This is a genomic window from Leptospira kobayashii (assembly GCF_003114835.2).
Lineage (GTDB): Bacteria > Spirochaetota > Leptospiria > Leptospirales > Leptospiraceae > Leptospira_A > Leptospira_A kobayashii.
In genome coordinates this window covers 1,197,501-1,222,540 of sequence record NZ_AP025028.1, presented here as the reverse complement: position 1 = coordinate 1,222,540, position 25,040 = coordinate 1,197,501, and the positions used below count along the sequence as shown (strand labels likewise).

General features: G+C 41.2%; 23 protein-coding genes (1 of these 23 only partly in view). 9 read left to right on the top strand and 14 right to left on the bottom strand.

Translation table 11 applies throughout. From position 1 onward, the window contains the following. Nucleotides 1–70 precede the first annotated feature (70 nt). Both DI077_RS05370 and DI077_RS05365 read left to right on the top strand, forming a co-directional pair. Nucleotides 71–367, top strand: a complete 297-nt coding sequence (locus tag DI077_RS05370; RefSeq protein ID WP_109018389.1) for an HNH endonuclease — start codon at nt 71–73, stop codon at nt 365–367. Beyond that, a complete protein-coding gene (locus DI077_RS05365) occupies nt 367–729 on the top strand; it encodes a DUF1292 domain-containing protein (RefSeq protein WP_109018388.1) in 363 nt (120 codons plus the stop codon). Before DI077_RS05370 ends, DI077_RS05365 begins: the two co-directional genes overlap by 1 nt. Here the strand turns inward: DI077_RS05365 and DI077_RS05360 are convergent. Genes DI077_RS05360 through DI077_RS05345 form a run of 4 tightly spaced genes read right to left on the bottom strand, consistent with a single transcriptional unit; the run spans nt 713 to nt 5,848 of the window. Next, a complete protein-coding gene (locus DI077_RS05360) occupies nt 713–1,135 on the bottom strand; it encodes a MaoC family dehydratase (protein ID WP_109018387.1) in 423 nt (140 codons plus the stop codon). The two genes, DI077_RS05365 and DI077_RS05360, sit on opposite strands and share 17 nt — an antisense overlap. Next, nucleotides 1,136–2,380, bottom strand: coding sequence for a sensor histidine kinase (locus DI077_RS05355; RefSeq protein WP_109018386.1), 1,245 nt, complete (start codon nt 2,378–2,380; stop codon nt 1,136–1,138). Nucleotide 2,381: 1 nt separating this feature from the next. Next, a complete protein-coding gene (locus DI077_RS05350) occupies nt 2,382–3,956 on the bottom strand; it encodes an acyl-CoA dehydrogenase family protein (RefSeq protein ID WP_109018385.1) in 1,575 nt (524 codons plus the stop codon). Continuing rightward, nucleotides 3,953–5,848 carry an AMP-dependent synthetase/ligase gene (locus tag DI077_RS05345; RefSeq protein ID WP_109018384.1) on the bottom strand — a complete coding sequence of 632 codons (1,896 nt, stop codon included), beginning with the start codon at nt 5,846–5,848 and terminating at the stop codon, nt 3,953–3,955. The genes DI077_RS05350 and DI077_RS05345 overlap by 4 nt, the downstream gene beginning before the upstream one ends. 115 nt (nt 5,849–5,963) lie before the next feature. Here DI077_RS05345 and DI077_RS05340 point away from each other — a divergent pair, with 115 nt between their 5' ends. Then, nucleotides 5,964–6,575: a CBS domain-containing protein gene (locus DI077_RS05340; protein WP_167837057.1), complete on the top strand. Its 612-nt coding sequence runs from the start codon at nt 5,964–5,966 to the stop codon at nt 6,573–6,575. 21 nt (nt 6,576–6,596) lie between these two features. Further along, the gene (locus DI077_RS05335; RefSeq protein ID WP_109018382.1) at nt 6,597–8,048 is read left to right on the top strand and encodes a sodium:solute symporter family transporter; all 1,452 of its coding nucleotides are present in this window, start codon (nt 6,597–6,599) and stop codon (nt 8,046–8,048) included. Nucleotides 8,049–8,376: 328 nt separating this feature from the next. On the opposite strand, the gene DI077_RS05330 is transcribed toward DI077_RS05335, so the two are convergent. From DI077_RS05330 to DI077_RS05305, 6 genes are all read right to left on the bottom strand, one after another. Continuing rightward, nucleotides 8,377–11,355 carry a SpoIIE family protein phosphatase gene (locus DI077_RS05330; protein ID WP_109018381.1) on the bottom strand — a complete coding sequence of 993 codons (2,979 nt, stop codon included), beginning with the start codon at nt 11,353–11,355 and terminating at the stop codon, nt 8,377–8,379. Beyond that, a complete protein-coding gene (locus tag DI077_RS05325) occupies nt 11,348–11,779 on the bottom strand; it encodes an ATP-binding protein (RefSeq protein ID WP_109018477.1) in 432 nt (143 codons plus the stop codon). Before DI077_RS05325 ends, DI077_RS05330 begins: the two co-directional genes overlap by 8 nt. A gap of 9 nt (nt 11,780–11,788) precedes the next feature. Further along, entirely contained in the window at nt 11,789–12,130 is a 342-nt protein-coding gene (locus tag DI077_RS05320) for an STAS domain-containing protein (RefSeq protein ID WP_109018380.1), read from the bottom strand. After that, complete coding sequence (locus DI077_RS05315; RefSeq protein ID WP_109018379.1) at nt 12,130–13,053, bottom strand: hypothetical protein; 924 nt, start codon at nt 13,051–13,053, stop codon at nt 12,130–12,132. Before DI077_RS05315 ends, DI077_RS05320 begins: the two co-directional genes overlap by 1 nt. Nucleotides 13,054–13,126: 73 nt before the next feature. Next, nucleotides 13,127–14,308: an aminotransferase-like domain-containing protein gene (locus tag DI077_RS05310; RefSeq protein ID WP_109018378.1), complete on the bottom strand. Its 1,182-nt coding sequence runs from the start codon at nt 14,306–14,308 to the stop codon at nt 13,127–13,129. Between the two features lie 16 nt (nt 14,309–14,324). Further along, a complete protein-coding gene (locus DI077_RS05305; protein ID WP_109018377.1) occupies nt 14,325–15,629 on the bottom strand; it encodes a DEAD/DEAH box helicase in 1,305 nt (434 codons plus the stop codon). A 141-nt stretch (nt 15,630–15,770) separates the two neighbouring features. Here DI077_RS05305 and DI077_RS05300 point away from each other — a divergent pair, with 141 nt between their 5' ends. Together DI077_RS05300 and DI077_RS05295 are read left to right on the top strand one after the other, a co-directional pair. Further along, complete coding sequence (locus DI077_RS05300) at nt 15,771–16,199, top strand: DUF3995 domain-containing protein (RefSeq protein ID WP_109018376.1); 429 nt, start codon at nt 15,771–15,773, stop codon at nt 16,197–16,199. Between the two features lie 33 nt (nt 16,200–16,232). Beyond that, the gene (locus tag DI077_RS05295; protein WP_109018375.1) at nt 16,233–16,880 is read left to right on the top strand and encodes an HAD family hydrolase; all 648 of its coding nucleotides are present in this window, start codon (nt 16,233–16,235) and stop codon (nt 16,878–16,880) included. Between the two features lie 44 nt (nt 16,881–16,924). Here the strand turns inward: DI077_RS05295 and DI077_RS05290 are convergent, their stop codons facing one another. Further along, nucleotides 16,925–17,680, bottom strand: coding sequence for an alpha/beta fold hydrolase (locus DI077_RS05290; RefSeq protein WP_109018374.1), 756 nt, complete (start codon nt 17,678–17,680; stop codon nt 16,925–16,927). Between the two features lie 54 nt (nt 17,681–17,734). Further along, nucleotides 17,735–18,130, bottom strand: a complete 396-nt coding sequence (locus DI077_RS05285) for a DUF6941 family protein (RefSeq protein ID WP_109018373.1) — start codon at nt 18,128–18,130, stop codon at nt 17,735–17,737. A gap of 283 nt (nt 18,131–18,413) precedes the next feature. On the opposite strand from DI077_RS05285, the gene leuA2 reads away from it, so the two are divergent. The 3 genes from leuA2 to DI077_RS05270 all read left to right on the top strand — a co-directional run bounded on the left by leuA2 (nt 18,414) and on the right by DI077_RS05270 (nt 23,178). Further along, complete coding sequence (gene leuA2, locus DI077_RS05280; RefSeq protein WP_109018372.1) at nt 18,414–19,595, top strand: 2-isopropylmalate synthase LeuA2; 1,182 nt, start codon at nt 18,414–18,416, stop codon at nt 19,593–19,595. An 84-nt stretch (nt 19,596–19,679) separates the two neighbouring features. Continuing rightward, nucleotides 19,680–21,350 (top strand): NHL repeat-containing protein, encoded by a 1,671-nt coding sequence (locus DI077_RS05275; protein ID WP_135354813.1) that lies wholly within the window; start codon nt 19,680–19,682, stop codon nt 21,348–21,350. Between the two features lie 79 nt (nt 21,351–21,429). Further along, the gene (locus tag DI077_RS05270) at nt 21,430–23,178 is read left to right on the top strand and encodes an N-acyl-D-amino-acid deacylase family protein (protein ID WP_109018370.1); all 1,749 of its coding nucleotides are present in this window, start codon (nt 21,430–21,432) and stop codon (nt 23,176–23,178) included. 32 nt (nt 23,179–23,210) lie between these two features. On the opposite strand, the gene DI077_RS05265 is transcribed toward DI077_RS05270, so the two are convergent. Continuing rightward, the gene (locus DI077_RS05265) at nt 23,211–24,680 is read right to left on the bottom strand and encodes an LA_3751/LA_3752 family putative glycosyltransferase (protein ID WP_109018369.1); all 1,470 of its coding nucleotides are present in this window, start codon (nt 24,678–24,680) and stop codon (nt 23,211–23,213) included. Continuing rightward, a protein-coding gene (locus tag DI077_RS05260) for an LA_3751/LA_3752 family putative glycosyltransferase (RefSeq protein ID WP_242935369.1) crosses the window boundary here: on the bottom strand, nt 24,680–25,040 show its final stretch. It continues 1,202 nt past the right edge of the window; 361 of the gene's 1,563 nt are visible here — the last part of the coding sequence; its start codon lies beyond the right edge, outside the window; it ends in the stop codon at nt 24,680–24,682. Before DI077_RS05260 ends, DI077_RS05265 begins: the two co-directional genes overlap by 1 nt.

The following is a 25,040-nucleotide window of genomic DNA, read 5'->3' as shown; positions in this document are numbered from 1 at the left end:
TCCCTCTCGGGAATTCGTCGACCCTTTTTCTTTTCTTGACATTTCACTTGAAATTAAGTCAGTTTTAAGTATGGATGAGACTTTGTCAGAAGATAGATTTTTTTCCACCGTATCGGACGAAGAAATCGCCCGGGAAAGAAGAAAGGCAAAAGAACTCAAAAACACTGCCTGGTGGAAAAACAAACGTTCCTCGGGCATTTGTCATTATTGCTCCGGTAAGTTCAAAGTGGACGAATTGACAATGGACCATCTAATTCCTCTTATACGAGGAGGGAAATCGGTCAAAGCGAATCTTGTTCCTTCCTGCAAGGAATGCAATTTCAAAAAGAAACACAGCTTACCCTTCGAGAAGGATTTTTACAAATAATGGAAATGCAAGGAATGGGGCTTGGAGACGATTTTTTTCCTTCCAGAGCTTCGGAAGAAATCGATCTAGTGGATGAAAAGGGAAACCAGTTCTTATGGGAAGTGTTCTACTCTTTTTCTTTGAACGGATTCGAGTATTTGGTTTTTTTACCCAATACCGAATCGGAGTATCATCTCGTCAACGTGGAGTTAGATGATCCTGATTCGGATGTTCCCGGTTATATCGTGCTACGGCTTGGAAACGATGAAAACGGAGAAGAAATCCTGGAAGAGATCATTGATACGGACGAACTTGAAGAAGTAAGGGAATTTGTAGAAGATGAAATAGGACTTCTGGGACAATACCTTAGCCAGGAGGAATGACAAGAGCATCCCCTTTGCTGACCACTTCTCCTTTTTGATTGGTCCAAACTACTTTCAAACGGACCGCTTTCAATTTTTCCAGTTTTTCCGTAACTTCCACCTTACAGGTGATCGTATCTCCAAAATAAACAGGTTTTCTGAACTTGGTAGTCGTTTCCAGGGCCAGAGTTCCAAGTCCCGGTAATTTCATTCCAAGCACAGGAGCAAGTAACGAAGCAGCAAGTCCTCCGTGAGCGATCCTTGTGCCGAACGAAGTGGTTTTGGCGTACTCTTCGTCCACATGTAGAGGATTGAAGTCCCCGCTGATTCCCGCAAACAAATACACATCCGTCTCCGTAATGGTTTTAGTAAACTGAGCAGTATCTTTGATTTGTATTTCGTTATAAGATTTGCCTTTTTCGTGCATCTAGGAAATTCCTTTTTTATCTTTATAGTTCGGAAATTCGAAATGAAATAAAACGCCTTCACCCGGTTTGGAGAGTACTTCGATTTCTCTTCCCATCATCTGACTGGAAAGAGAAAAGATTACAGACAAACCGACAGTATCTATCCTCTTTCGATCAAACGAAGACGGTAGTCCCACCCCATTGTCTTTATAGATCAATTCTATCTTATCATTTTCATTGATTCGAAAATCAACCGATATGACCGCTTCCTGAGGATTGGGAAATGCATGTCGGAACGAATTTGTCAAAAGTTCCGTAAGCATAAGTCCCAAAGGAATGGCGGAAGTCAGATCCAGTTCTCTCGGTTCGATATTCAAATGAATTCGAATATCCATTCTCATATACATAAGCTTGATATTTTCCACCAAACTTTCTATATACATCTTCGAATTGAGGCCGGAAAGATTTTTGGAACTGTATAATTTTTCGTGTACGAGCGCAATCGCTCTGATTCGCGCAATACTTTGGTCCAAAATGGCAGCTGCGTCAGGAGGAGCGGAATAGGATTGAAGCTGCAAAAAAGAAATAATCACTGCTAGGTTGTTCTTTACACGATGATGAACTTCCGTCAGCAAAACCTCGTTTTCTTTTAACGATTTTTCCAGTTTTTCCTGGTTCTGCATATAGTCAGTAATGTCAGTAGTAAGCGCAATCGCCCTGTTTTGCATTTCCGATCCGCTATCGTAAAACAGCCTATTTTCAAGAGCCCATTTCACTCTTCCATCAGGGAATAACAGTCGATAAAGTATGGAGGAGTGATTTTCCCGAAGCCGATTGGTCCACATATCCACCATTCTCTCTTTATCTTCGGGATGAAGTCTTTCGATCAGTAAGTACGGATTGTCTACAATGGCAGCTACTGATGTTTCATAAAAATTGGCAGTCTGCTTGGAGATCAGTTCTATCTTCCAGGTATTTAAGTTGAAAACGATGACGGAATCCTGAATTTGTTCCAGGATGTTTCTGTAAAGATGATCTGAGTCTTCTTTTTCCTTTTGAAATTTGAATTGAACTTTGAATTCACTGAGTAAAAGAAAAAATATAAGTAAAGAAGAAAGAGTTACGAAAAGCCAACCTTTATAACTTTGAGCGATCCGCAAATCCTCAGATTCATTTAAAAAACTGGCGAGTGCATAGTCCGAAAGATAAATCCAGACAAATCCGAGCACGAAATAAATCAAAGATACTCGGATTGCCGGTTTCATTTTATGAAATTTCCTGAAGAGTCAAAAAACGTTCATTTACAAGTGATTCGATTTTTTCACCTAACTTCTGATAATTATTCCAAATCGAGTTTAGTTCTTCTTTTACGAAACCGGACAATCTGGAAAGTGAGGATAAATATTTTCCTACAAGAAAGAAAGTAATCAGACTTCGGTCGATCAGTTTTTCTTCCTTGGAATAATGCTGTAACGGAACCGAAAGATCGGAATGAGATTGGGAAAGGATGACAAAAAGAGAAAGCGCATCTGCAAATGCAAATTCGATCGGCTGTTGTTTTTTGCGTGCGGATTGTCCGTCCATTTGAATCAATATATCGAATAAATGATTTTGAATCTGGTCCGATTCGGAAGAAGCAGTTTCCAGTTTTGTGAAATCAGCCATAAACTTTTGTTTGCCCGGATACAACGAAGAAATGATGGATCTTTGAATTTCACTGGTTCCGCCGCCAATCGTTCCCAGTTTTACGTCTCTGTAAAATCTTTCCACAGAATACTCCTTCATATAACCATATCCGCCAAACAGCTGTACGGAGTCCTTTGCCACATCCTCCGAAATTTCAGAGGAAATCAGTTTTCCAAGCGAGCTTTCCAAAGGAGAAGGAATCCCTTTGTCCTTTCTCTCCGCCACCCAATATATGAGTCTTCTTGCCGCTTGTACATAAACCCAGTTTTTTACCAAAATTTCCTTCATACCGAAAAAGGATGCAATCGGTTTTCCAAATTGTATTCTTTCCCGAGCATATCTCATTCCGGAACGAAAACAAAACTCCATGGCTCCGGCAAGGCCTGCCACGAACACGGTTCTTTCCCATTCCAAATTTTCCTTTCCGATTCTGACAAAACCTGAATTCAAAGGCCCTAATAGATTCTCTTTGGGCAAAATCATGTCCTCAAATACGAGTTCTGCGGTCATGGAAGTATGATGGCCGAGTTTTTTGAGAATCTTACTCACCTTAAACCCCTTTCGGGAATCCTCTACAATAAAAGCGGAAATCCCAAAAGGCCCTCTTCCTTTTTCGGAAGTTCTCGCCATCACAATAAATACCTGACCAACGGGACCGTTCGTAATGAACATTTTGGATCCGTTCATTTTCCAACCGTCCACCGTCTCTTCCGCATGAGTGAGAAGAGAAGCTGCATCCGATCCTGAAGAAGGTTCGGACAATGCAAAGCCTGCAATCCATTCTCCGCTCGCGAGTTTTGGTAAAAACCTGTTCTTCTGTTCTTCCGTTCCCTGGAATACTATGGGCATTGCTCCGATAATCATATGGGCGGCCCAGGACAATCCCATTCCACCATCTAACGAACCAGCGGCGAAGGCATCCGTCGCATGAGAACATTGCAAACAATTCGCACCTTGTCCTCCGTATTCGACAGGCATGGAAAGTCCTGCAAGTCCTGCCTTTCCGAATTCTTTCCAAAGATCATCGGACCATGTTTCCGTTTCGTCCCTTTCCAATGCGGTAGGTAAAACCTTTTCTTCCGCAAATTGAAATACGGTATTATAAAAATTTCTATCTTCTTCGCTGAGATAGGGATTTAATTTCGGATGTATCATTGGTAAATCCTGTTAATTTCTTTTGCAAATACTTCTGCGATTACGTTTCTTTTCATCTTTAAAGTCCGAGTCATTTCACGATCCGGATCAAACGGCCGCGGAACAATATAAAAGTTGTTAGCCGGTATTACCTCGAACGCTTTGAAACCGTTATGTTTTGAAATGATACCGGTGATTTCACTTCGAAACAACTCTCTTATTTTCGGATTGGAATCCCAAGTATCGTAGGAACCGGCAAGTGCTTCCAGCTTTTTTTCCACAGCTTCAAAATTGGGAACGATGAGTGCCCCTAAGGTTTTGCGGTCATGTCCGACTACCATTACCTGATCGATATAAGGGGAAGTGAGCAATTTGTCTTCGATCGGGATAGGCTCGATATTTTCACCGCCGATGAGTGCGATCGTGTCCTTGGATCTTCCCGAAAACACCAATTCATTTCTGTAGGAAATCTGCATCAGGTCTCCAGTATCAAAAAAACCTTCCTTATCAAAAACGACTTCATTCAATTCCGGCCTTTTATAATATCCTTTCAAAACCTGATCCGATTTGATCCAAAGAGTTCCTTTTGCAGCAATTTCCTTTACCTCTCTCCCTTGATCGTCTTTCAATTTGATTTGGTACCCGTCAATGGGAATCCCCACTGTACCTTTGGTCGGTTTGGTATTGGAACGAATGGAAACAACTGCGGATGTTTCGGTCATTCCGTAACCTTCCAATACTTTCAATCCGATAGCGGATAAAAATCCGTCTACTACACTCGGAAGCGCAGAACCCGCCGAAATACAAATCCGAATTCTACCACCCAGTGCTTTGTGAATGGCCGCAAATATCTTCACAGACAATAACTTCAAAGGAGATAAAAGAAGTAGGACGAGAAGTGAATACGTTCTTTGTAAAATATCCGACAAAAAGTTTTTTCGCACGAGTGCGAAATCGTATCCGAAAGCAACTGACTTGTGTTTTGCGAAACTTGCCCCTACTTTCAGAAAGAAATGAAATAATTTTTCTTTGAACCCACCTTCTTTTGCTACTTTCACCATGATTCCGTTATAGACGGATTCCCAAATTCTAGGCACAGAAGGAAAAATAGTAGGACGAAAGTCGCGAAGATCGTCTTTAAGGCTCGCCATATTGGAAACCAAAAAATCAATCCCGTGAGAAATCACTGCATATTCAATCGCCCTTTCGAATGCATGCCAGGGAGGAAGCAAACTCACTGCGTTGTCATTTGCATTCATATCCAAACGAAGGCTTGTGTTGTGAATCGCTGTGATCCAACCCTTTTGAGACAACATAACCCCTTTGGGATTTCCGGTTGTTCCTGAAGTATAAATCAATGTAGCAAGTGCGTCCGGATCAAGAACGGAAACTCTTTCTTTTACTAAAGCAGGTTTAGATTCCAAAGCGGCTTTTCCTTTCGAGGCCAAACTGGAAACACTTCCTTCACCTATCGCCAGTTCACCGGTATCAGTTTCCAAAACGTAAATTTTTTCCAGTTTGGGAAGCTGAGATTGAATCCTCCCGACACGGGCTCTGTCTTTTTCTCTTTGAACCACAAGAAATCTGGCTTCCGAATGGTTCAAAATGTACAGAATCTCGTCTTCTACGATATCAGTCCCTCTCGGAACAACCACTCCCCCCGCAGTCAAAATGGAAAGATCGGTTTTAAGCCAATTGGGAGTGGAGTCGCAAAAATATCCTACCCGATCCCCCAAACTCAAACCTTCCTCAATCCAACCAGCTGTTAGTTGATCTACAAATTTGCGCAAATCGGCAAAAGAAATTCCGGGAAATTCACCTGTGGCTGTTCTCTTTCGAAAGGAAATTTTATCAGGGTAGGTCTCTGATACGAATTCAAGTAAATCATAAAGTACGGAAACTTTCTTTTTCATGGTGAATTTGCCTTCTTTAGGGGAATAAATATTCCTGAGATAAAAAACCACTGTTCGTTTTTTGCAAGTTTTTTCTTATTCTTGCCAAACATTTAGTCTTAATTATGATAATACTATGTTCTTTTGGATTCAGGAAGGGATTTCCACTCCCAGACTACCTTCAATCGCTTCTCAAGCACTTCCCAAGATCGGAGGAGTTGTTTCTTCCAAACCGGTCAAAGCTTTCGATGAATCCGATCCGGACAACTCCCCCCTCCCGAATCTGCAAATGGAAAAAGCGAAAAAAGCTTATGATGAAGCGAACGAAGAACCGCCTCCTTCCCCGATTTTATTTGCTCACCAAGTGATGACTAGTCCCGTAGAAAGTTTGTTTACGGATTCAAATCTATACGAAGCTCGAAAGTATATTTTGGAAAAACGGTTCAGACATATTCCCATCCTCAGCCCGGAAGGAAAATTGGTAGGAATTTTATCCGACAGAGATGTGTGGAAATTCATCAGTGAAGATGAAAATGCACTTACCAAACCTTTGAGTTCTTTTATGATTCGAAAACTTCTGACAGGAACCATTCAAACGGAAATCAGGGAAGCCGCCAAAGTCATGTTAGAAGAAAAAATCGGTTCCCTGCCTATCATAGATGAAGATCAGACTCTGATAGGAATTCTAACAAGAACCGATTTAATTCGGGCCATAGTAAGATTTCCTGGTTTTACACTTCTCGCATAGTTTCAAAATAGTGCAAAACCTATGAATTTCCTCCTAGACTTTTCCGTAATCGTAGTATATTTCATCGCGGTATTTTATTTCGGATTTCATTTTTCGAAAAAACGTTCGAGTGAAGAAGACTTTTATCTGGCCAAAAGAGAGATCCACTGGGTCTGGTTGATGTTCTCTCTTGTCGCAACGGAAACCTCCAGCCTCACCTTTCTATCCATTCCGTCATTATCCATGAAAGGAGATTTTTCCTTTTTACAAATCGCAATCGGATACATTCTGGGAAGAACTGCAGTAGCCTATTTGCTTCTTCCGAAATACTATGCGGGCGAAACGATCTCCATTTACGCTTACTTAGGCGAAAAATTCGGGAAATCCTCTCAAAAATCCATGTCGGGACTTTTTACAATTTCACGAGTATTAGGTGACGGAATCAGACTTTATGTTACTTCCCTACCAATAGCTTTTTTACTTACTAAAATGGGATTCTCCGAATACGGAGAATCCACCCTGGGAATCGCGGCACTCTTTTTACTTACATTCGCAACGATTTTGTATTCGGTCTACGGAGGATTCAGGGCGATCGTATTTACGGACTCGCTCCAACTCATCATATATCTATTGGGTGGGTTTTACGCATTCTATCTGCTTTGGAATCTTTTGAGCGCGGGAGGAAATCCTTTTCCCGATGTGATCGCAACATCTTTTGCCAACGGCAAATTAAACATCTTTCATACCAACTGGCTTAGCACGGGAGATAACGCATATTATTTTATATTCGCCATTTTAGGAGGAGCCTTCATTTCTATCGGCTCACACGGAACGGACCTAATGCTTGTTCAACGGGTTATCGCGAGCAAAAACCTGAAACAAGGTCGAAAAATACTTATAGGAAGCGGAGTATTCGTATTCTTCCAATTTTTATTGTTTTTAGGAATAGGAACTCTGCTCTCCGGATTTTATCAAGGCAAAACGATAACACCGGACAAAGCGTTCAGCCTGTTTATCGTAGAAGAAATCCCTTCTCCTTTTTTAGGTTTACTTCTTTCCGCCATCCTTGCCAGTGCGATGTCTTCTCTTTCTTCCACAATCAATTCACTATCTCTCACTTGGGCCCGCGATTGGGAAATGGATCGTTATCTGACACCCAAAATACTTTCTCTTATCTTCGGAGTGATTTTGTTTTTCTCCTCGCTCTTACCTTTCTTTATGGGGGCTCAATTGGAAAAAGGAATCTTGGAAGTAGGGCTTACGATTTTTTCCTATACTCTGGGACCGACGATCGCTCTCTTCCTATTTGCTGCCCGCGGAATCCAACCCAAATTTCCCAACTGGGTCGTATCGGTTCTATTATTCGGCTCGATCCTGGTTTTGATTTTCTTAACGAGAGAAATCGCACTTCCATTCACACTTCTCATTCCAACCGGGATACTAATTTTCAGCCTAGGTTGGGGAACCTTTCATCTGTTTGCCGGCAGGAAATAAGGGCAAAAAGGCGAACTTTTTCGAAATTTTTTACGAGGAAAACCGATATCACTTTACAAACCGAAGGTGATATGGTAAAGGAAAAGCATTGGGTGGCGGGTGTAGTTCCCCACCCAAATCGGGCGGGGAAAATAGAATGCCGCGACCTCTCCGCAACACAAAAAATTCATTCATTGTTTCAAAGCGAAATGTTAGGGCGCCTCGGATCTCTTAGATAAACAAAACCCTCCGACTTACCCGACCAGGCTCTCCGCTCCAATCTTCGCTTACGCGAAGGATTTCCGCTGCGATCCTTTGCGCGAGGGAGGTCCGATTCTAGCCATCAAAATCATTTCTTTTTGATCGCAATCATTGCAATATCGTCTGACAAAGCGGACATTCCCGGTTTACTCAAGTTTTGTGATGTATGCAATTCCGCCTCAGTAACCATTTGTCCGATCACTTCCGAAACATCTTTACCTCCATGAGTTAACAACAACTTTGCGACCCGCTCTCTTCCGAAGAAACTTCCGTCAGGGCTACGGGCTTCATCGAATCCATCGGTATATTCGAAAAATATATCGCCGGCATCCATAACAAGGGATCTTCTTTCGATCGTTGTTTCGAAAAATGAATTTTCATCCATTCCTAGAGGAAGCCCTCCTGCAGGCAACTCGTGGATTCTATTTTTAGAAGCATCGTAAAACAAGGGTTTAATGTGCCCCGCAGAAACGTATTCCACTTGCGAGCTGGAAGGATCGAATACTCCGAGAAAAAAAGTAACGAATATATGATCGGGAGTGTCTTCATACAGACTGGCATTGACTTCCAAAAGAATTCTTTTTAAATTCCGTTCTCCCCTTCTGAAGATAGATCGAATTTGTGCCCGAAAAAGTGCCATCACAATGGCCGGACCGACTCCGTGATTGGAAACATCTCCAATACAAAAAGCAAGCTTACCATCCGCCAATTCGATAAAGTCGTAGTAATCCCCACCCACGCCGGCCATTGCTTTATAAAATGCGGCCAGCTCGATCTTATCTTCCAATCCGGTGGGCAATCTTTCGGGTAACAGTCGTTTCTGGATCTCTTCTGCGGCGGCAAGTTCTCCCCGCATTTCTTCCCTCTCTTTTAAACCATGAACCATATCATTGAGAGATTCGCTCAAAATTCCGATTTCATCGTAACCGGCAGGAGGAAATTCCACATCCAGATTTCCTCTTTCAATCTCTTCCGTTTTTTTACTGATCGTTTTGATTTTACGGACAAAAAGCCAGGCAAGTAGATAAGCGAGAAGAATTGCCACAACACCTATGATCGCCGCATAACGAACAGACTCCTCCCTGTTGTTTCTAATCTGACGATAACCTTCCGTTCGATCCAAAACTATGATATTAAACCCGAGTAAATCCTTTCGCAAAAGATCATAGACCAATCCCGAACCATCCTGACTTGCAATAAGAAGCGGAGTAGAATCCAGTTCCCACATCATTTCTTCCGCTTCCGTTCTACTTCGAACCAAAATTCCCGAATCTGCGAAAGAAATCTTTCCTCTTGGTTTCGGTAAATCAGTCTCCGAGTTTCCCGACAAAATCCATTCTCTAAATAACTTCGCTTTGGCGGAGTTTATTTTTCTTTCTTCACTGTCTTTATAATAACGAACTAGTCCGGAAGGACCCGTTTTAAACGGAACAAATGCAAAATCTTCCAATGCGGCGTTTCTAATTTCCAAAAAAGAATCGTTTAATATTCGTTCTTTGAACCCGGTCCAATCGTCCTTACCTACTTCCATACGAACGATCGAATCTTTCACTTCCTCCGCAAGTGCTTCCAGGTTTCGAATCTTATCCTGGATTTCCTCCTGGCTGAATTTTTTTTCTCCTTCTTTCGGAGGAGTTTTCAATTTCTGTTCCCAATCCAAAATTTCTTTTGAAGTATTTTTACCCTTCTCCTGCAAAGAAAGATATTCCTCTTTCCACTTTTTTTCCGTTTTTTCGAAGATGGAATTATTAGGTTGTAACTCTTCGAACTTGAATTCTCTTTTTTTAATCAGTTTACGATAACTTTCCGCAAGGTTACGAAATTCCGAGTCCGAGCCGGGCTTAATCTTCCCTGATTTCTTAAGATCCGTTATACGGCTCTTAAGTTTAACAGCGATTTCACGAATATCAGCGGAGATTTTTTTATCTTCCTCCAAATAATTTTTAAAACCATTTTCTTCCGATATAAAAATTTCATAAATTCTTCTAGCCCTTTCTGCAGTATTCGGATTACGAAATACAGGTCGAAACACCACCTCATACTGACGACCGCCCACTTCGTAGTTTTCCGGCTTCGATTTTTCCTGAACGAGTCCGATCGTATCTTTATCATCAAACAAAGATTTTTTGCTTTTTAAGAAATTTTCCTGAGTGAGTAATTTTTTACCCGTACCGGAAGACTGAGGAAAAAGCAATCCGGTATCCAAAGTCTCTTTACCTACTCTGTCATAAGCAAAAATCCGAATCTTATCCGGCATAAGTCCCAAAGAGGAGATTCTGTCTTTATAAGAACCCCGAAAGAAATTCTGCAAAGCCTTTGTCAAAAGGGTTTCAAAATATAACGCTTTCTTTTCTCCTTCAGGAACCGCTTTTTCATTTAACCTTTGTTCTTTGACAAGTTTCTCTTTTTCCGAAACCAACAATTTTCTTTTTTTAGGATCCAAATCATCACGAATCAGTTCAGGTTCGATCGATTGTAATTCTTCTTCTATTTCCTGAATGCGGGAACGGGATTTTTCCGCACTGATCCTACCTGCGGCTGTCTTTTCGGCTAGGATGCGTATTCTTTCATATGTGACCGGATCAATCGGCGCACCGGTTTCTTTTCTAAGTTCGTTTCTTACTTTGGATTCAAAATCTTCGATTTCCTTTTCGGATAAGTATCTGGTGAAATAAGTATCGACCGTACGATATACGTTCCCTCGTTTTACATTCAATCCAATGGATTGACCGAGTGCCTTCAGAGAGCCTAAAAATCCCGTTTCCTTGCTAACAACTGTTAGCTTAAACTTACTTAACTCTTTTTTCTTTTCCCGAACCCGAACCTTAAATTCTTCAATCATTACCAGACTTCGATTCAAATTTTCCAAATCCAAAACCGCTGAATTGATATATTCCAATGGAGTTTTGAGTTCAGCATCCAACTTGTCTTCCAGCGCGTTTTTCTGCTGATTGTAATGGATTGCAGTGGTAACCGCCAAAATCGAAATCACTAGAATTGCCGTGAAAAAACTGAGTTTGGTTCGTATTCCCGGCAAAATGGTACGTAGGATTTTTTTCTTATTCATCGGCTTCCTTAGAATATATAAGTGTTAGTTTATTTCCGGGAGGAGATTTCAACCGTTTGTATTTGATTGTCATGATTTTTTTAACGGAACGAAGCCCAAATCCACCGTCGGCGCCGGATTCGTACAATTCTTTCCAGGTTTCGCTTTTTAATTTCGTGGGGTCAAAAGAAATCCCTTTATCATTAATGATGAACTTCCATTCTTTGGAACGGTTTTGCATCGTAAGAAGGATTTCGGATTCCTTCGGTTCGGGAAATCCATGCTCTATAACATTTGTTATAACTTCATCCAGGCAAAATACAATCCTGCCTTTGGTCAGATCGGGACATTTTTCTCCCAAAAACGATCGAACCTCTTTCCTGACTTCGGATAAAGAATCCAGATCATTCGGAAAGATATAAGTTTTCTCATTATCAGGTTTCACAGGCAAAACCTACAAACTCGCCAAAGCTCCTTCCAGGTTTGCAAATACTTTTACTTTCTTCGTAAAGTACATCAAATCCATCGTGTCCTTTACTTCTTTACTCAAACCGCAAAGAATGATTTCTCCCGATTTGTCTTTTAAAAACTTTTGAATCGAATTCAATACCCCGATCCCTGCGGAAGAAATATAAGTAAGGGAAGAAAAATCCAGCACTATCTTGACCGCTCCGTTCCCGATCGCAAGTTCCAATTTGACCTTTAATTCGGGGGCTGTTTTCGCATCAATCTCACCCGCCACTTGCATAACAGTACGATCACCGTCAGGTTTTTCCGAAATTTTTATATTAGCCATTACGTTCCCTTCCTCAGATCCTTCATCAAATCTTTAGCCTGTATAATACCGTATAACTTTCGTTCCAGTGCATCTATTTCATAATAGAATTTTGCGTTGGGATCACCTTCGAATATATATGCATATTTCCGAATTCCAAGGATCGCCTTTTTGGCATTTCCTTCCATAATCCCACGGGTAACGGAATAATAAATTTCAATCGCAAGGGAATCCCATAGATTTTGACGGAATCCGTTCTCTCTTTTATCCAATGCGATGAGCAAAGTCTCCACTTCCGATTTGTTATAATTTTCAGATTCGTTATAAGTAATGATATAACGGGATAATAATTTTTTACATTTTGCCAAATTGTTCGACTTGGTTGCTACAAGAACTTGCTGATACAAAGTATGTAGTTCCGTTTCCAGATAAACTTTCTTACGCGTTCCGTCCAATCGAACCGGATCGAATGCGGATTTCATCTCATCAACAGAAAGATTCTGAACGGACTCTTCGAATTTTTTCTCGTTTGTGTCGCTAGTGATTTTTGCAAATTCCTTCAAAGGTTTCTCTACGGCTAACACAAACTCGGTGGCTTCGTTCGACGCGGCCAAATTCGGTTCTTCCTGCATTTTATCCAAAAAGAAAATACAAGAATCTCCCAATGCGGAAAATCCTTCCGTCAATCCTTGAGAGATCAGTCTTTTGCAATGAAGTGCGATCGCATGTTGGTAAGCCGGATCTGCGGAATCTTCCTGGATCTTGTCCATCAACTTTCCCGTGGATGCGGCGAGATGTGCTTTATCTCTTTCCCAACCGGCATAAACTAACGGGTCATAAAGATATTGTCGAAAATTCTTTTTGCCGGATAAGGCAAGGAGTCGGATGTTTTTTACAAGTTCGTGAGCTAGCTCGGGAGGAATAAAGGCTCTTTTGTTTGTCATCTTCTACTAAAACAAATAACAATTCCCTAAATGCCGGGAAGGAGCGGAAAGAGTAAAGCTAAAACTCTCGTTTTTAACGTATAAAATCGGAAATGATTTTGCCAAGCCTCTCGATTCCCGTTTCAATCGTTTCTTCATCCACGCATGAAAAATTAAGTCGCATGGTATTCGCATTGGTTCTGTTAATGTAAAAAGGATCTCCCGGAACAAATGCTACCTTTTCCTTGATTGCCAAATCAAATACCGCCCGTGAGGATATTTGTTCGGGCAAAATCGCCCATAAAAACATTCCTCCGTCTGGATTCGAATATTTAATTTCTTTCGGGAAATACTTTTCTATCGCGGAGACCATGGCGTCTTTCTGCTTCAAATATTTTTCTCTAATTTTTGTTATATGAAGATCCAAGTCGTTATCCAATAAATACTGAAACAAAATCCTTTGCCCGAAATAATTCGTGTGCAAGTCAGATGCTTGTTTTGCGATGATCAGTTTTTCCATCAAACGATCCGGTGCCACCATCCATCCGATCCTGAGAGAAGGAGCGAATATTTTGGAAAATGATCCCAGAAGTATCGTTTGGTCGGGGATTCTGGAAAAATAACTACGTCGTTTTTCTCCCTGAAATTGCAATTCTCCGTAAGGATCGTCTTCTACCAGAATGGTTTTTGAATTTGAGACGATCTTTGCCACTTCGTCGCGGTTTTCATCGGAATGAGAAAGTCCGGAAGGGTTTTGAAAATTAGGAACTCCATAGATCAATTTGACCGTATAACTTTGAAATGTCGACCTGAGAGTTTCCAGATCCAATCCGTCAAAATGCAAAGGAATCGCTAAAAACCGGGGACGATAGAGGGAAAAAGCCTGAATGGCGCCCAAATAACCGGGCTCTTCGATGGCAACATGCTCGGATTCGTTGATCAACGTTTTGCCGATCAGATCCAAACCTTGTTGGGAGCCTGTTGTGATGAGAATATTGTCCGGATTTACGGAAAGTCCCATTTTTGATGCATAACGGTTGCTAATCCATTTACGAAGTTCCAGATAACCTTCCGAGGTGCTGTATTGCAAAGCATCTCCGCCAAACTCATCCAAAACTTTGACGGAAGCTTTTTTAATTTCTTCGATCGGAAACAGATCCCTGTTGGGCAATCCTCCCGCAAAGGAAATCACATCTTCATTGACGGTTGTCTTTAAAATTTCCCGAAGAAATGATTTCGGGACATCAGAGATTCTATCGGAAAAGATATGATTCATATTTTACAAATTCCTACTATCGGCTTCTGCCTTGTTTTTTGGAAGGAGGACGTTTTTTATAACTCGCGGAGGAACCGCCTCGGGAAGGAGGAGCGCCACCACCGCCTCTACGTTGTTTGAACTGGCCGGATCCGTGTTCCTTAGGAGCTTTTCCCGTATGGTCTTCCACTTTCTGAGAATGAAAACCATGATCCTTATCTACCGGAATTTTCACTCCGATTACTTTCTCTATATCTTTAATTAACGAGCGTTCATCGGCTTCGCAAATGGAAATCGCAATTCCTTGCGCACCTGCACGAGCGGTTCTACCGATTCGATGTACATAAGTTTCGGGAACATAAGGAATTTCATAATTGATCACATGAGTGATGTCATCAATATCAATTCCTCTGGCGGCAAGATCAGTCGCTACCAAAGCACGGTTTTTCCCAGTACGGAAATCTTCCAATGCGCGTTGGCGCGCTGTTTGGGATTTATTTCCGTGAATCACATCGACGGCGACTCCGCTTTTGCTTAACAATTCGGCAACTTTATTCGCGCCATGTTTTGTTTTCGTAAAAACAATAACACGCTTCAACGCTTTGTCTTTAAAAAGTTTAAGTAATAAATCCTTTTTAGCATCCCGATCCACATACATCACGGATTGTTTGATAAGCTCTACAGTTGATGAAGCGGGAGTTACTTCCACGCGAACCGGATTTACAAGCATGGATGCCGCTAATTTTTCAATATCCGAAGGCATGGTTGCGGAAAAAAACAAATTGTGACGTTTTTTCGGAAGAAGAGTCAAAATTTTGCGGATGGCATGAATAAATCCCATATCCAACATTCTATCAGCTTCATCTAACACGAATACTTCGATTCCCGCGAGGGAAATATATCTTTGATCGATCAAATCAACCAAACGTCCCGGAGTTGCGACAAGTACGTCGACTCCCGCCGCAATGGATTTTACCTGGGGGCTTTGGCCTACTCCTCCGAATATAACAGCTGTTTTGATAGGAAGATATTTTCCGTAAGTTTTGAAACTATCATGAACCTGAACCGCAAGCTCGCGCGTAGGAACTAACACCAAAGTTCTAGGTTGTTTCGGGACTGTTTTTCTATTTTCCGATGTCAATCGATGTAAAATGGGCAAAGCAAACGCGGCGGTTTTTCCCGTTCCGGTTTGTGCACAACCTAAGAGGTCGTGTCCATCTAAAAGTAGGGGTATGGTTTGAATTTGGATCGGAGTTGGTTGGGTATAACCTGATTCTTTCACAGCCTTTTGGATAGGAGGGCTTAAGGAAAGATCCGAGAATGTTTCTATTTTTTTTTGCAAGGGTAACCTTCGTCTTAGGTTCCAGATTGGAGAAAGGCATGGTGAAGAATAGGAAAATAATTTCCCTTTTTCAAGGGCTTTCCTTACAATTCGAGGTTGGATAAGAATTGACGATCGTTAGAAAAACGATGACTTTGAGACATGATCGCAATTTTAGTGTTGGTAAATTCACTTATCTTTTTCGCAATTTCAGGAATTCATATTTACTGGGCATTAGGCGGGAAATGGGGAAGCCATTCCGCTATTCCTGCAAATTTTAAAGGCGAAAAACTTTTTTTGCCGGGCGTTTTTGCCACCGTCATCGTAGCAGCCGGACTATTTTTATTTGCACTAGTAACTTTAGGGAACTTGGGAATTTTTGATGAATACATTTCCCGAGATTATATCCATTATGCGGATCTGGGAATCACAGCTATATTTTATCTACGTGCCATCGGGGAATTCCGTTATGTGGGTCTTTTCAGAAAAGTCAAAGATACTGATTTTGCAAAACAGGACAAAAAGTTTTTCACTCCGCTTTGTATTTTCATCGGAACGGTAAGCTTACTGATTGCGTTATTGAATCGATAGAAAAAGTAGATACAATCGGGCGAAACAATATCGATGAAAAAACTAGTCATTTTCGATATGGATGGAGTTCTATTGGATAGTGAGAAACTTTACCTGGACATGAACCGGAAGTTTTTCAAGGAGTTAGGAGCCGAGATAAGCAGGGAAGAGCACCTAACATTCGTTGGAATCTCGGCAACGACAATGTGGAAATACATCAGGGAAAAATTCGATTTACCGCAGACGGTAGATGAATTGAAAGAGATGGAAAAAGAATTAAAGTATGAAATGCTGAAAAAAGAAAATCTAATTCCGTCAAAACATATCATTACCTATCTTCAATTTCTAAAAGAAAACGGAAACACCCTCGCTATCGCCTCTTCCGGCTTACGAAAAAATATAGATCTGATTCTTTCCAAACTTGGTATGGAAGTTTATTTTGATTTGATTGTCAGCGGGGAACAAGTAACCAAAGGCAAACCTGAGCCTGATATCTTTCAAATGGTTTCCCGTCACTTTGGTAGAGCCCCCGGCGAATGTATTGTCATTGAAGATAGTAAAAACGGAGTCTTGGCTGCAAAAGCGGCGCAGATGTTTTGTATAGGCTACAGAAATCCCACTTCAGGAAATCAGGATCTATCTCCCGCCGATATCATTATAGATCATTTTCAGGATAGTCGATTGTTCCAACTTGTAACATAGATTCATATCAACGGATCCATTCTGACTACAAACCGATTGGTGGCCTATAAACACTCAGAAAGAATTCGATTGAACTCGGCCGGATTTTCCCAATTGGGAACATGATAACATCCGGGAATGATTATTTGTTTTGCATTGAATTTTTGCTGTAAAAACCAAGAGTGTTCGAATACCCGACGATCTTCTTTTTCTCCAAGTAGAATTGTGATATTTTTAATGTTGGATAAATCCGCTCCGGCAAAATCGAATAGGATTTCTATTTCTTCCAAAAAAGTCTTCAACCCGTTCCTGATAGTAAGATCAATTGCATAGCTTTTTCTCTCAAAATCCAGGTTGCGGAAAAACAAATCCATGATGATCCGAACGGATCCCGGCCAAAACCACCTTACGATTGTTACCGAAACTATTTTTTTTAAATTTGCAATCAGCTTGATTTTACCTCCGATCGAATATGCAGGAGATCCTACCAAAATAAGACGGGAAACAGGATTTGTTTCAGCGTATTTTTGAGCGATCACTCCTCCCAAAGATAGTCCGCAAAGGATCGGGGTATTAAGATTCAAACCGATGATTAGGTTTTTCAAATCTTCGGAATGAGTATTTAAATCGGCGACTGTTGAACTTTTCGAATTTCCATGACCGCGTAGATCATAAGTGATCACATAAAACCGGTTGGATAAACTCTCCGTTTGATAATCCCAAATCGACGAATCCGTACCCGCCGCATGAACGAGCACCAAAGATTGGTTTTTCGGATTTCCGAAAGTCAGGTAAGCGATCCCATTTTGATTCGTAAACATATTTTTCAATTCTGCAAATAGTGATTAATAAAAACTGCAATTCCCTAAAGACCGTCAAACTCCCGTTTGTTCCAGTAAGTCCACTTTCAAAACTCTGCTTCCGATGAGTTCCCCGTCCACATGCACGGAAAGATTATAACGCCCTGCTTCTGGAAAAGAAACTCCATTCAAATTAAGAGTCAGTTCCACAACTCCATCGATTCCCGCACTTTCAAACTCTCCTTCGATCGGTAAGACAACCTGATCCGTATCAATGACAGTGAGGGTCAAAACAAACTGATGTTTTCCAATCAAGTTGGTAATCGCAACGTAAATTCCCCAAGGAGGAAAAATCACAGGAAAACTGGGGGACATGAACCGGTCGAAAGTACCGATGATTCCTTTTTTATTATTATTTTCCGTAATGACCCGGTCTGCAAAAAGAATCGAAAGTAGTACTGGTTCTGCCATAACCTCACCAAATTCCGTTTGGTGCAGAAAGAAAAGAATTAAACAGGAAAGTTTTTATAAAAAAATCTTGACTGAATGCGGAGTTTGATCCGTCTATAGAAATAGATATGAAATCTTTTGCATACATGCAATTTTCTCTCCTCCTCCTCGAACTACTCTAGTTCGAGGGAGACAGAGGTTTGCATACAAGCCCACTCCCTTCGGGGTCGTGGGCTTTTTTATTAGCGCCAGCTGATAAAATCCTCCTCTCCGACGGGTCCGGGTCAAAGGAAGTGAGGAAAAAATGAACCATCAAAATAGAACCGTTTGGATCCAAGACGTTACATTAAGAGACGGAAACCAAGCTTTAAAAAAGCCCTGGACCATTGAAGAAAAACAAATCGTATTTGATTTGTTAGTTGATTTAAATGTCCCGGGAATCGAAGTAGGTTTTCCTTCTTCCAATTCTATGGAGTTCGAAGCGACCAAGATACTTTCCGCCAGAGCTCCCGAATCCGTGACGATTGCGGCACTAACACGTGCAAATGAAAAAGAAATCCAAATCACATGGGAAGCCATCCAAAATGCAAAAACTCCCAGATTGCATATAGTTTACCCGGTGAGCCCTTTTGCCATTGAACAGGTATTAAAGATCAGTTATGATCAGGTTTTGGAAAAAATATACAATTCCGTTTCGTTTGCCAGAAAAATTGCGGGTAAAGATGTCAGCATACAATTTTCCGGCGAACATTTCGGAGATGCGAGAGAAGGGATGGATTTTGCAAAAAAAGCGTTTCGAACCTCCATCGAAGCCGGTGCCAATATCATCAATCTTCCCAATACGGTAGAAAGATACAGGCCTTTTCTTTTTGTGGAGATGGTTAGAGAAATCAAGGCAGTGACTCCGGATCATATCAAAGTTTCCGTGCACACTCACAACGATATGGGAATGGCAACAGCGACTTCCGTGGAAAGTTTTTATGCGGGTGCCACTCAAATAGAAGTCGCCTTAAATGGATTAGGTGAGAGAGCTGGAAATACGAATTTTTATGAAACGGCAGTTGCACTTTACCAAAACGGAGAAGAATCTGGAATCCATTTTGATCGAATCTATCCTACTGCCAAAAAAATTTCCGAAATGACCGGGATCCCTATCGGAGAAAAAACCCCTATCATAGGAGAAGATATTTTTTCCCATAGAAGCGGAATCCACCAGGACGGAGTTACCAAAACCTTAGGGCAAAAAAAAGGTGCCTATCGTAGTTTTTCACCGGAATTTGTGGGACGAACCGACGGAGAAAAAATTTCTTTCACGAATCAGTCAGGAACCAAAGCGATCCGTCATATCTTGGAGAGTGAAGGGAGATCGTATTCGGATGCAGAAATTCAAATCCTTTTCCATAAAGCCAAGGAAGTTTCCAGCAGAGAGGGAAACCGGGAAATCGGCGGGAAAGAACTTATTTCCATGGCAGAAGAAAGAAACTAGAGAATCCGAGCTTCCTTCTTTGTTAAAAAGATTGTGAAGCGCTTTTTGTACTTAATACTCCTAGGTTTTGTTTCCTTTTGTAATGTGAAACCGACTCCAGGAGTACTAGCACTTCTTTCCACTGTCAATTCTTCGTCCTCCGCAACGGCGGTGAGTCTGGTAGTAAGTGCTATCGGTGGCAATACAAATGAATTCGGGGTTAGAGCAAGTTTTACCGTTGCACTTTCCAAAAATCCGGAAAAAACCGTTTACCTCTGTCTGGAAAGCAGTGATACCGCAGGGGGAGGAACGATCATAGAATCCGCTCCGGTGTTCTCCGCAAATACGCCATGTAACAAACCTTATTTGGAATTTTCTTCTACGACAGGAACCGTCCCACAATCGGTAACGATAGAAGGAGCGCGCGGAACGGTAGGCGTTCAGACTGATACCAGTTATACGATTTCCGTTTCCGCATCGACGGAAGATCCATCCTTCAAAACATTAAGCACCGTAACCGTTGGAGTCACAAATAAAAATATCGATATACCCGGATCTTATTTCGTAAGAGTGTTCATTAAAAACTTAAACGGAAACCTGATTTTAAAAAACAACGGTTCCGAAACCTTAAACTTGAGCAGTTCCGGATATAATAATTTTGCAACCGCCCTTACGGATTTATCCGCTTATTCCGTTTCCGTGCTCACACAACCAAGTGCCCAAGTTTGTTCCGTAGAAGGTTCCCCATTCGGAAATTTGGCAAGTGCTCATGTGGTAGTAACTTTCGATTGCGTAGGAGGATTCGTATTCAACGGAACTTTGTTTTCCACACCCAACCCTCCCACACTCAATCAAAGTTTCGCATCTCTGGTGACTTTAAGTGGAGACGGAACTTCCGGATCCAATAATGGAATCGGAGCGACAGCCCACTTCAATAATCCGATAGCAATCGCAACGGACGGTCAAAATTTATTTTTAGCGGACCTCATGAACAACCTGGTCCGCAAACATAATTTAGGCGATAATTCGGTGACTACGCTTGCGGCAAGCCCCGGCCCGCATGGAATAGCAACCGACGGAGTAAACGTATATGTTACCAGTTATAATAATCATATTGTAAATAAGATAAATATTAGCACGGGAACTATTACACTGATGGCAGGATCTGCCGGAGTTTCAGGCGATGTGGACGGGGGAATAGGAACCTCTCGACTTAACACTCCCACCTATCTGACAACAGACGGTATCAATTTATTCGTAACGGATCGTGCCAACAATAAGATTAAGAAAATCATAATTGCGACCGGAGTTACTTCTTCTCTTTCCGTAACAGGAATGAACAATGCCAACGGAATCACTACCGACGGAAACGATCTCTATATTGCCAACTCAGGAAATCATACCATTCTAAAATACAATCTGACTTCTTCCTTACAGTCTGTTGTGGCAGGAACAGGCGTTAGCGGGAACTCGGATCATTCCACGGGCACTTTCGCCAGTTTGAATTCTCCCTATGGACTAACGATGGATGGAAGTTTTCTTTACCTTTTGGAAGGGGCTGGAAAAAGCTTTCGTAAGATGTCTCTCTCTGCGCCCTATGGTATCACTACGATCGCGACTCCTCAAAGCGCCGGACTTCTCGATGGAACGATAGGAACTCCCGGGACCAGCGGGTTTTGTAACGCTTCCAACTGCGACACGTCCATTACAACGGATGGAAACTTTCTTTTTTTCTCTGATCGCCACAACCATTCCGTTCGGAAAATTCTATATTAAAAACGAACAAAATTCTTGATTGCAGATTGACAAAAGTATGACATTCTGCCATACTTTTAAGGTTCTTTGGAGGCCCAGTATGTCATCGATCCTAATCCGCAATGCCCGTATTTTTGATGGAAGCAAAAACCCTTCCTTTGTGGGAGACCTACGGATTCGAGATGGCAAGGTCGAAGATCTTTCTTCCGGCTCTCTCTCTCCTCTTCCCGGCGAAAAAACAATCGATGCCACAGGTCTTTGGCTCACTCCGGGCTTTATCGATTTTCATACTCACTATGATGCGGAGATAGAAGTTTCTCCCGATCTTTCCGAATCACTCCGTCATGGAGTCACGACTATTTCTTTAGGAAGTTGTTCTTTAAGTTTAGCCCTAGGAGACCCTGTGGACCTTGCGGATATGTTTAGCCGGGTGGAAGCTATCCCTCGCAAGAATGTATTGGAAATTTTGGAAAAAGGAAAAAATTGGAATTCCGCGAAAGAATACAAACAACACTTAAACGATCTTCCCTTAGGCCCGAATGTGACTTCCTTTGCAGGACATTCTGCGATCCGTGCCCATGTGATGGGATTGGAACGTTCTCTTACCAAAGGAGAAAGAGCGACCAAAGAAGAACTAAATCGAATGAATGATCATCTCGAAGAAGCGTTGAACGAAGGTTTTATGGGGATGTCCATCAACACTCTTGTCTGGGACAAGATGGACGGAAGCAGATTCCGTTCCCGCCCCTTACCTTCCACTTTCGCACCATGGAGTGAATATAAATTTTTAAATCGAACTCTCCGCAAACGCGGGAAAATTTTTCAAGGAGTTCCAAATGTTTCCACCAAGATCAATTTGCTTTTGTTTTTATGGGAAGCCTTCGGAGTTTTTGCGAAACCTCTCAAAACAACCATCATCTCCATGATGGATGTAAAATACGATCCGGGTCTTTACAAATTATTGGGACTCATCGGAAGAATAACGAATAAATTTTTCAATGCGGATTTTCGTTACCAGTCTCTGCCGGAACCGTTCGATTTGTACGCGGATGGAATGGATGTAGTCGTATTTGAAGAGTTTGGCGCAGGTGCAGCCGCAAATCACATAGAAGACGAACTCGAACGTAAAAAATTGATGAAAGATCCAAAATACAGATCTTGGTTCAAAAGACAGTGGACCAATTGGTTTTTGCCCAGAGTATTTCACAGAGATTTCAGAGAAACAAAAATCGTAGAGTCACCTAACCCTGATTTACTTGGAAAGTCGATAGAACAAGTTGCCAAAGAAAAAGGAGTTCATTCCGTAAACGCATTCCTTGATTTGGTCGCTGAGTATGGAAATTCCATCCGCTGGTATACGGTGATGGCGAACCATAGAACGGAGCCTCTTCGCAAAATCGTTTCTCACCCGGATATTCTCATAGGCTTTTCCGATGCAGGAGCCCATTTGCGGGGAATGGCTCATTACAATTTCCCGTTGCGAATGATGAAATTGGTAAAGGATGCCGAAAAAGAAAAAGATCCCTTTATGAATATGGAAACCGCAGTACATCGTCTAACGGGAGAAATTGCAGATTGGTTCGGAATTGATGCGGGCTATATTCGAAAAGGGAAACGTGCCGACCTGGTTTTGATCGATCCGAACAAGCTAGACGACTCACTCGCATTGGACGTGGAAGCTCCCATGCCTTTTATGGGGGATTTCAAACGTTGGGTGAGGAGAAACGATGCCACCGTAAAACAAGTGTTTGTGAATGGAAAACTCGCCTTTGAAGAAGGAAAACCAAGCGCGGGCCTCGGCAAAGAAAAAGGATACGGCAGGTTTTTAGAATCCCGAATCGGAAGCTAAGTCGTTTGCAAAAACAGGAAGTGGAATTGTTTCTATTTCCTGTTTGTAGCATTCCCCTTATAACGATAGATATAAATATCCTCTACTTTTGCTATCTTTTCATAATTTGCATTCAGATATTTATGATAGTATTCATAATAGCTAGGCTCCCAGATAAAAAGATGAAAAGATGTTTTCCCGTTTTGGGAAAGTAACTTCGTCATTCTCTTCAATTGAAACTGGCCTTCTCCCTGATAAACATTTCGAATCTCTGCGTTTTGAACCAAATGTCCTATAAATTCATTGGAAACCGCATTCGTTTCACCAATGTAAGGTGAAATTTCCCTGTAAACACGATCCATTCTTTTGCTCGTAAAAATAAGAACGATCATTGTGATCGCAAGATAAATTCCCGATTGCAGGAATACGAACGAGTGAATCAGTTTTTTACGATCGGGAATGTATCTGTCGATTGTATAAAAAACAAAGAATGCCAAAAGAGGTACGATGGGGAAATAAAATCGCGGCATAATATCGCTACCTTGTTGTTGTGGGGAAACAAGAGGAATCACTACCATAAATACCAAACAAGCCAGATAAACACGAAAGAATATTTCCTTTCTCAAATTCTTTACATCTTTGAATAGAAAAAAGGTAAGAAAAAAAGTAGGAAGATAAAACAACATACAGTACTTTTCAAAAAAGAAATATTCGAAAACACGACCCAACCTTTCGTAAAAAGTAAAGGAATGAGTAGCGAGAAATCGCAAACCTTGCGGATTGTTCCAAATCAAATGATTCGAATATAAAAATACAAAACCCGGAACCATAACATAAAAGACAAGGTAACCCAACTTCTTTTTCAAATTCGAAAAAGAATCAAAGATCGCGGCAAAGTAAATAAGAACCGCAAGAAAAAACACTTCCGTCCTGAGTAAAACCAAAATCGAAAGAAGAATCAAACTTACCGAAGATTTTAAAGCAGAATGAACGTAAGAATCTTCCGTCTTTCTTTTCAATTCGGAATCCAAAAACCAAAACAGACAAAGGCTACAGAGTGTTCCTTCGTAAAACCAAACCGAATAGATAACCAACGAAGAACAAAATATATAAAAATACAATGTATTTCGAATCAAACTTAGGTTCTCGGTAAAATGAGAAAGAAGTGACTTCAAAGAAAAAATCGATAATAGGCCTGCCATTCCGGCAATGAAATAGATCCCGAAAAACCCGAATAATTTTAAAACGGGAGCATTCAAATAAACCCACAGCCAGGGAAAAGTCATATAGATTTTATTTTGAATCAAATAGGCAAACGGAACACTGAAGATACCGAATTGATTTTTCGGATCCAATTTATAATCATGATTGTGAATGGAAAAGTCCTCACCCCCTGATTGTACATAGTCCATAGTTTGAAAATATTTATGAACATTGTCCTGCACAAGACCGGCAGGTGTATGTTTCAATTGACTGAAGACCAAAAAGCAGAGGATAAGATAGGAAAAAATAATTTTTGTCATCACTTCAAGGATATGTTTCTTATCACAATTTCTTTTGATTCTTTGGTATCCAGTATTTGGATTTGATTTAAGACATTTTCGGTAAAGAATGTTTTTTCATCGAAAAAATAGGAAGAAGGATAAACTAACGAAATATTGGTGGTGATTCCTTTCTTTTTCAATAAGCCGGATAATTCCGAAAAAGAATCATATGTTGTAGCATGAAACACTTTCTTCTCATTATGAACCGCAAATGTGGAGGAATCGAATCCTTCGCTTACGATGACGATCGTATCGGAAGCGTTAGCTTTCAAAAAGCGACCTCCTTTCGCGAATTTTTCCTTTGCATAACCCAATACAACCAAGTAGAAACATACTCCC

What these genes read in the sequence shown, in the direction of transcription:
- DI077_RS05300 (WP_109018376.1), top strand. Translation starts at nt 15,771, where the DNA reads ATGATCGCAATTTTAGTGTTGGTAAATTCACTTATCTTTTTCGCAATT.
- DI077_RS05345 (WP_109018384.1), bottom strand. Translation starts at nt 5,848, where the DNA reads ATGAAAAAGAAAGTTTCCGTACTTTATGATTTACTTGAATTCGTATCA.
- DI077_RS05370 (WP_109018389.1), top strand. Translation starts at nt 71, where the DNA reads ATGGATGAGACTTTGTCAGAAGATAGATTTTTTTCCACCGTATCGGAC.
- DI077_RS05340 (WP_167837057.1), top strand. Translation starts at nt 5,964, where the DNA reads ATGTTCTTTTGGATTCAGGAAGGGATTTCCACTCCCAGACTACCTTCA.
- DI077_RS05290 (WP_109018374.1), bottom strand. Translation starts at nt 17,680, where the DNA reads ATGTTTACGAATCAAAATGGGATCGCTTACCTGACTTTCGGAAATCCG.
- DI077_RS05315 (WP_109018379.1), bottom strand. Translation starts at nt 13,053, where the DNA reads ATGACAAACAAAAGAGCCTTTATTCCTCCCGAGCTAGCTCACGAACTT.
- DI077_RS05295 (WP_109018375.1), top strand. Translation starts at nt 16,233, where the DNA reads ATGAAAAAACTAGTCATTTTCGATATGGATGGAGTTCTATTGGATAGT.
- DI077_RS05285 (WP_109018373.1), bottom strand. Translation starts at nt 18,130, where the DNA reads ATGGCAGAACCAGTACTACTTTCGATTCTTTTTGCAGACCGGGTCATT.
- DI077_RS05265 (WP_109018369.1), bottom strand. Translation starts at nt 24,680, where the DNA reads ATGACAAAAATTATTTTTTCCTATCTTATCCTCTGCTTTTTGGTCTTC.
- DI077_RS05360 (WP_109018387.1), bottom strand. Translation starts at nt 1,135, where the DNA reads ATGCACGAAAAAGGCAAATCTTATAACGAAATACAAATCAAAGATACT.
- DI077_RS05355 (WP_109018386.1), bottom strand. Translation starts at nt 2,380, where the DNA reads ATGAAACCGGCAATCCGAGTATCTTTGATTTATTTCGTGCTCGGATTT.
- DI077_RS05350 (WP_109018385.1), bottom strand. Translation starts at nt 3,956, where the DNA reads ATGATACATCCGAAATTAAATCCCTATCTCAGCGAAGAAGATAGAAAT.
- DI077_RS05310 (WP_109018378.1), bottom strand. Translation starts at nt 14,308, where the DNA reads ATGAATCATATCTTTTCCGATAGAATCTCTGATGTCCCGAAATCATTT.
- DI077_RS05320 (WP_109018380.1), bottom strand. Translation starts at nt 12,130, where the DNA reads ATGGCTAATATAAAAATTTCGGAAAAACCTGACGGTGATCGTACTGTT.
- leuA2 (WP_109018372.1), top strand. Translation starts at nt 18,414, where the DNA reads ATGAACCATCAAAATAGAACCGTTTGGATCCAAGACGTTACATTAAGA.
- DI077_RS05330 (WP_109018381.1), bottom strand. Translation starts at nt 11,355, where the DNA reads ATGAATAAGAAAAAAATCCTACGTACCATTTTGCCGGGAATACGAACC.
- DI077_RS05365 (WP_109018388.1), top strand. Translation starts at nt 367, where the DNA reads ATGGAAATGCAAGGAATGGGGCTTGGAGACGATTTTTTTCCTTCCAGA.
- DI077_RS05270 (WP_109018370.1), top strand. Translation starts at nt 21,430, where the DNA reads ATGTCATCGATCCTAATCCGCAATGCCCGTATTTTTGATGGAAGCAAA.
- DI077_RS05335 (WP_109018382.1), top strand. Translation starts at nt 6,597, where the DNA reads ATGAATTTCCTCCTAGACTTTTCCGTAATCGTAGTATATTTCATCGCG.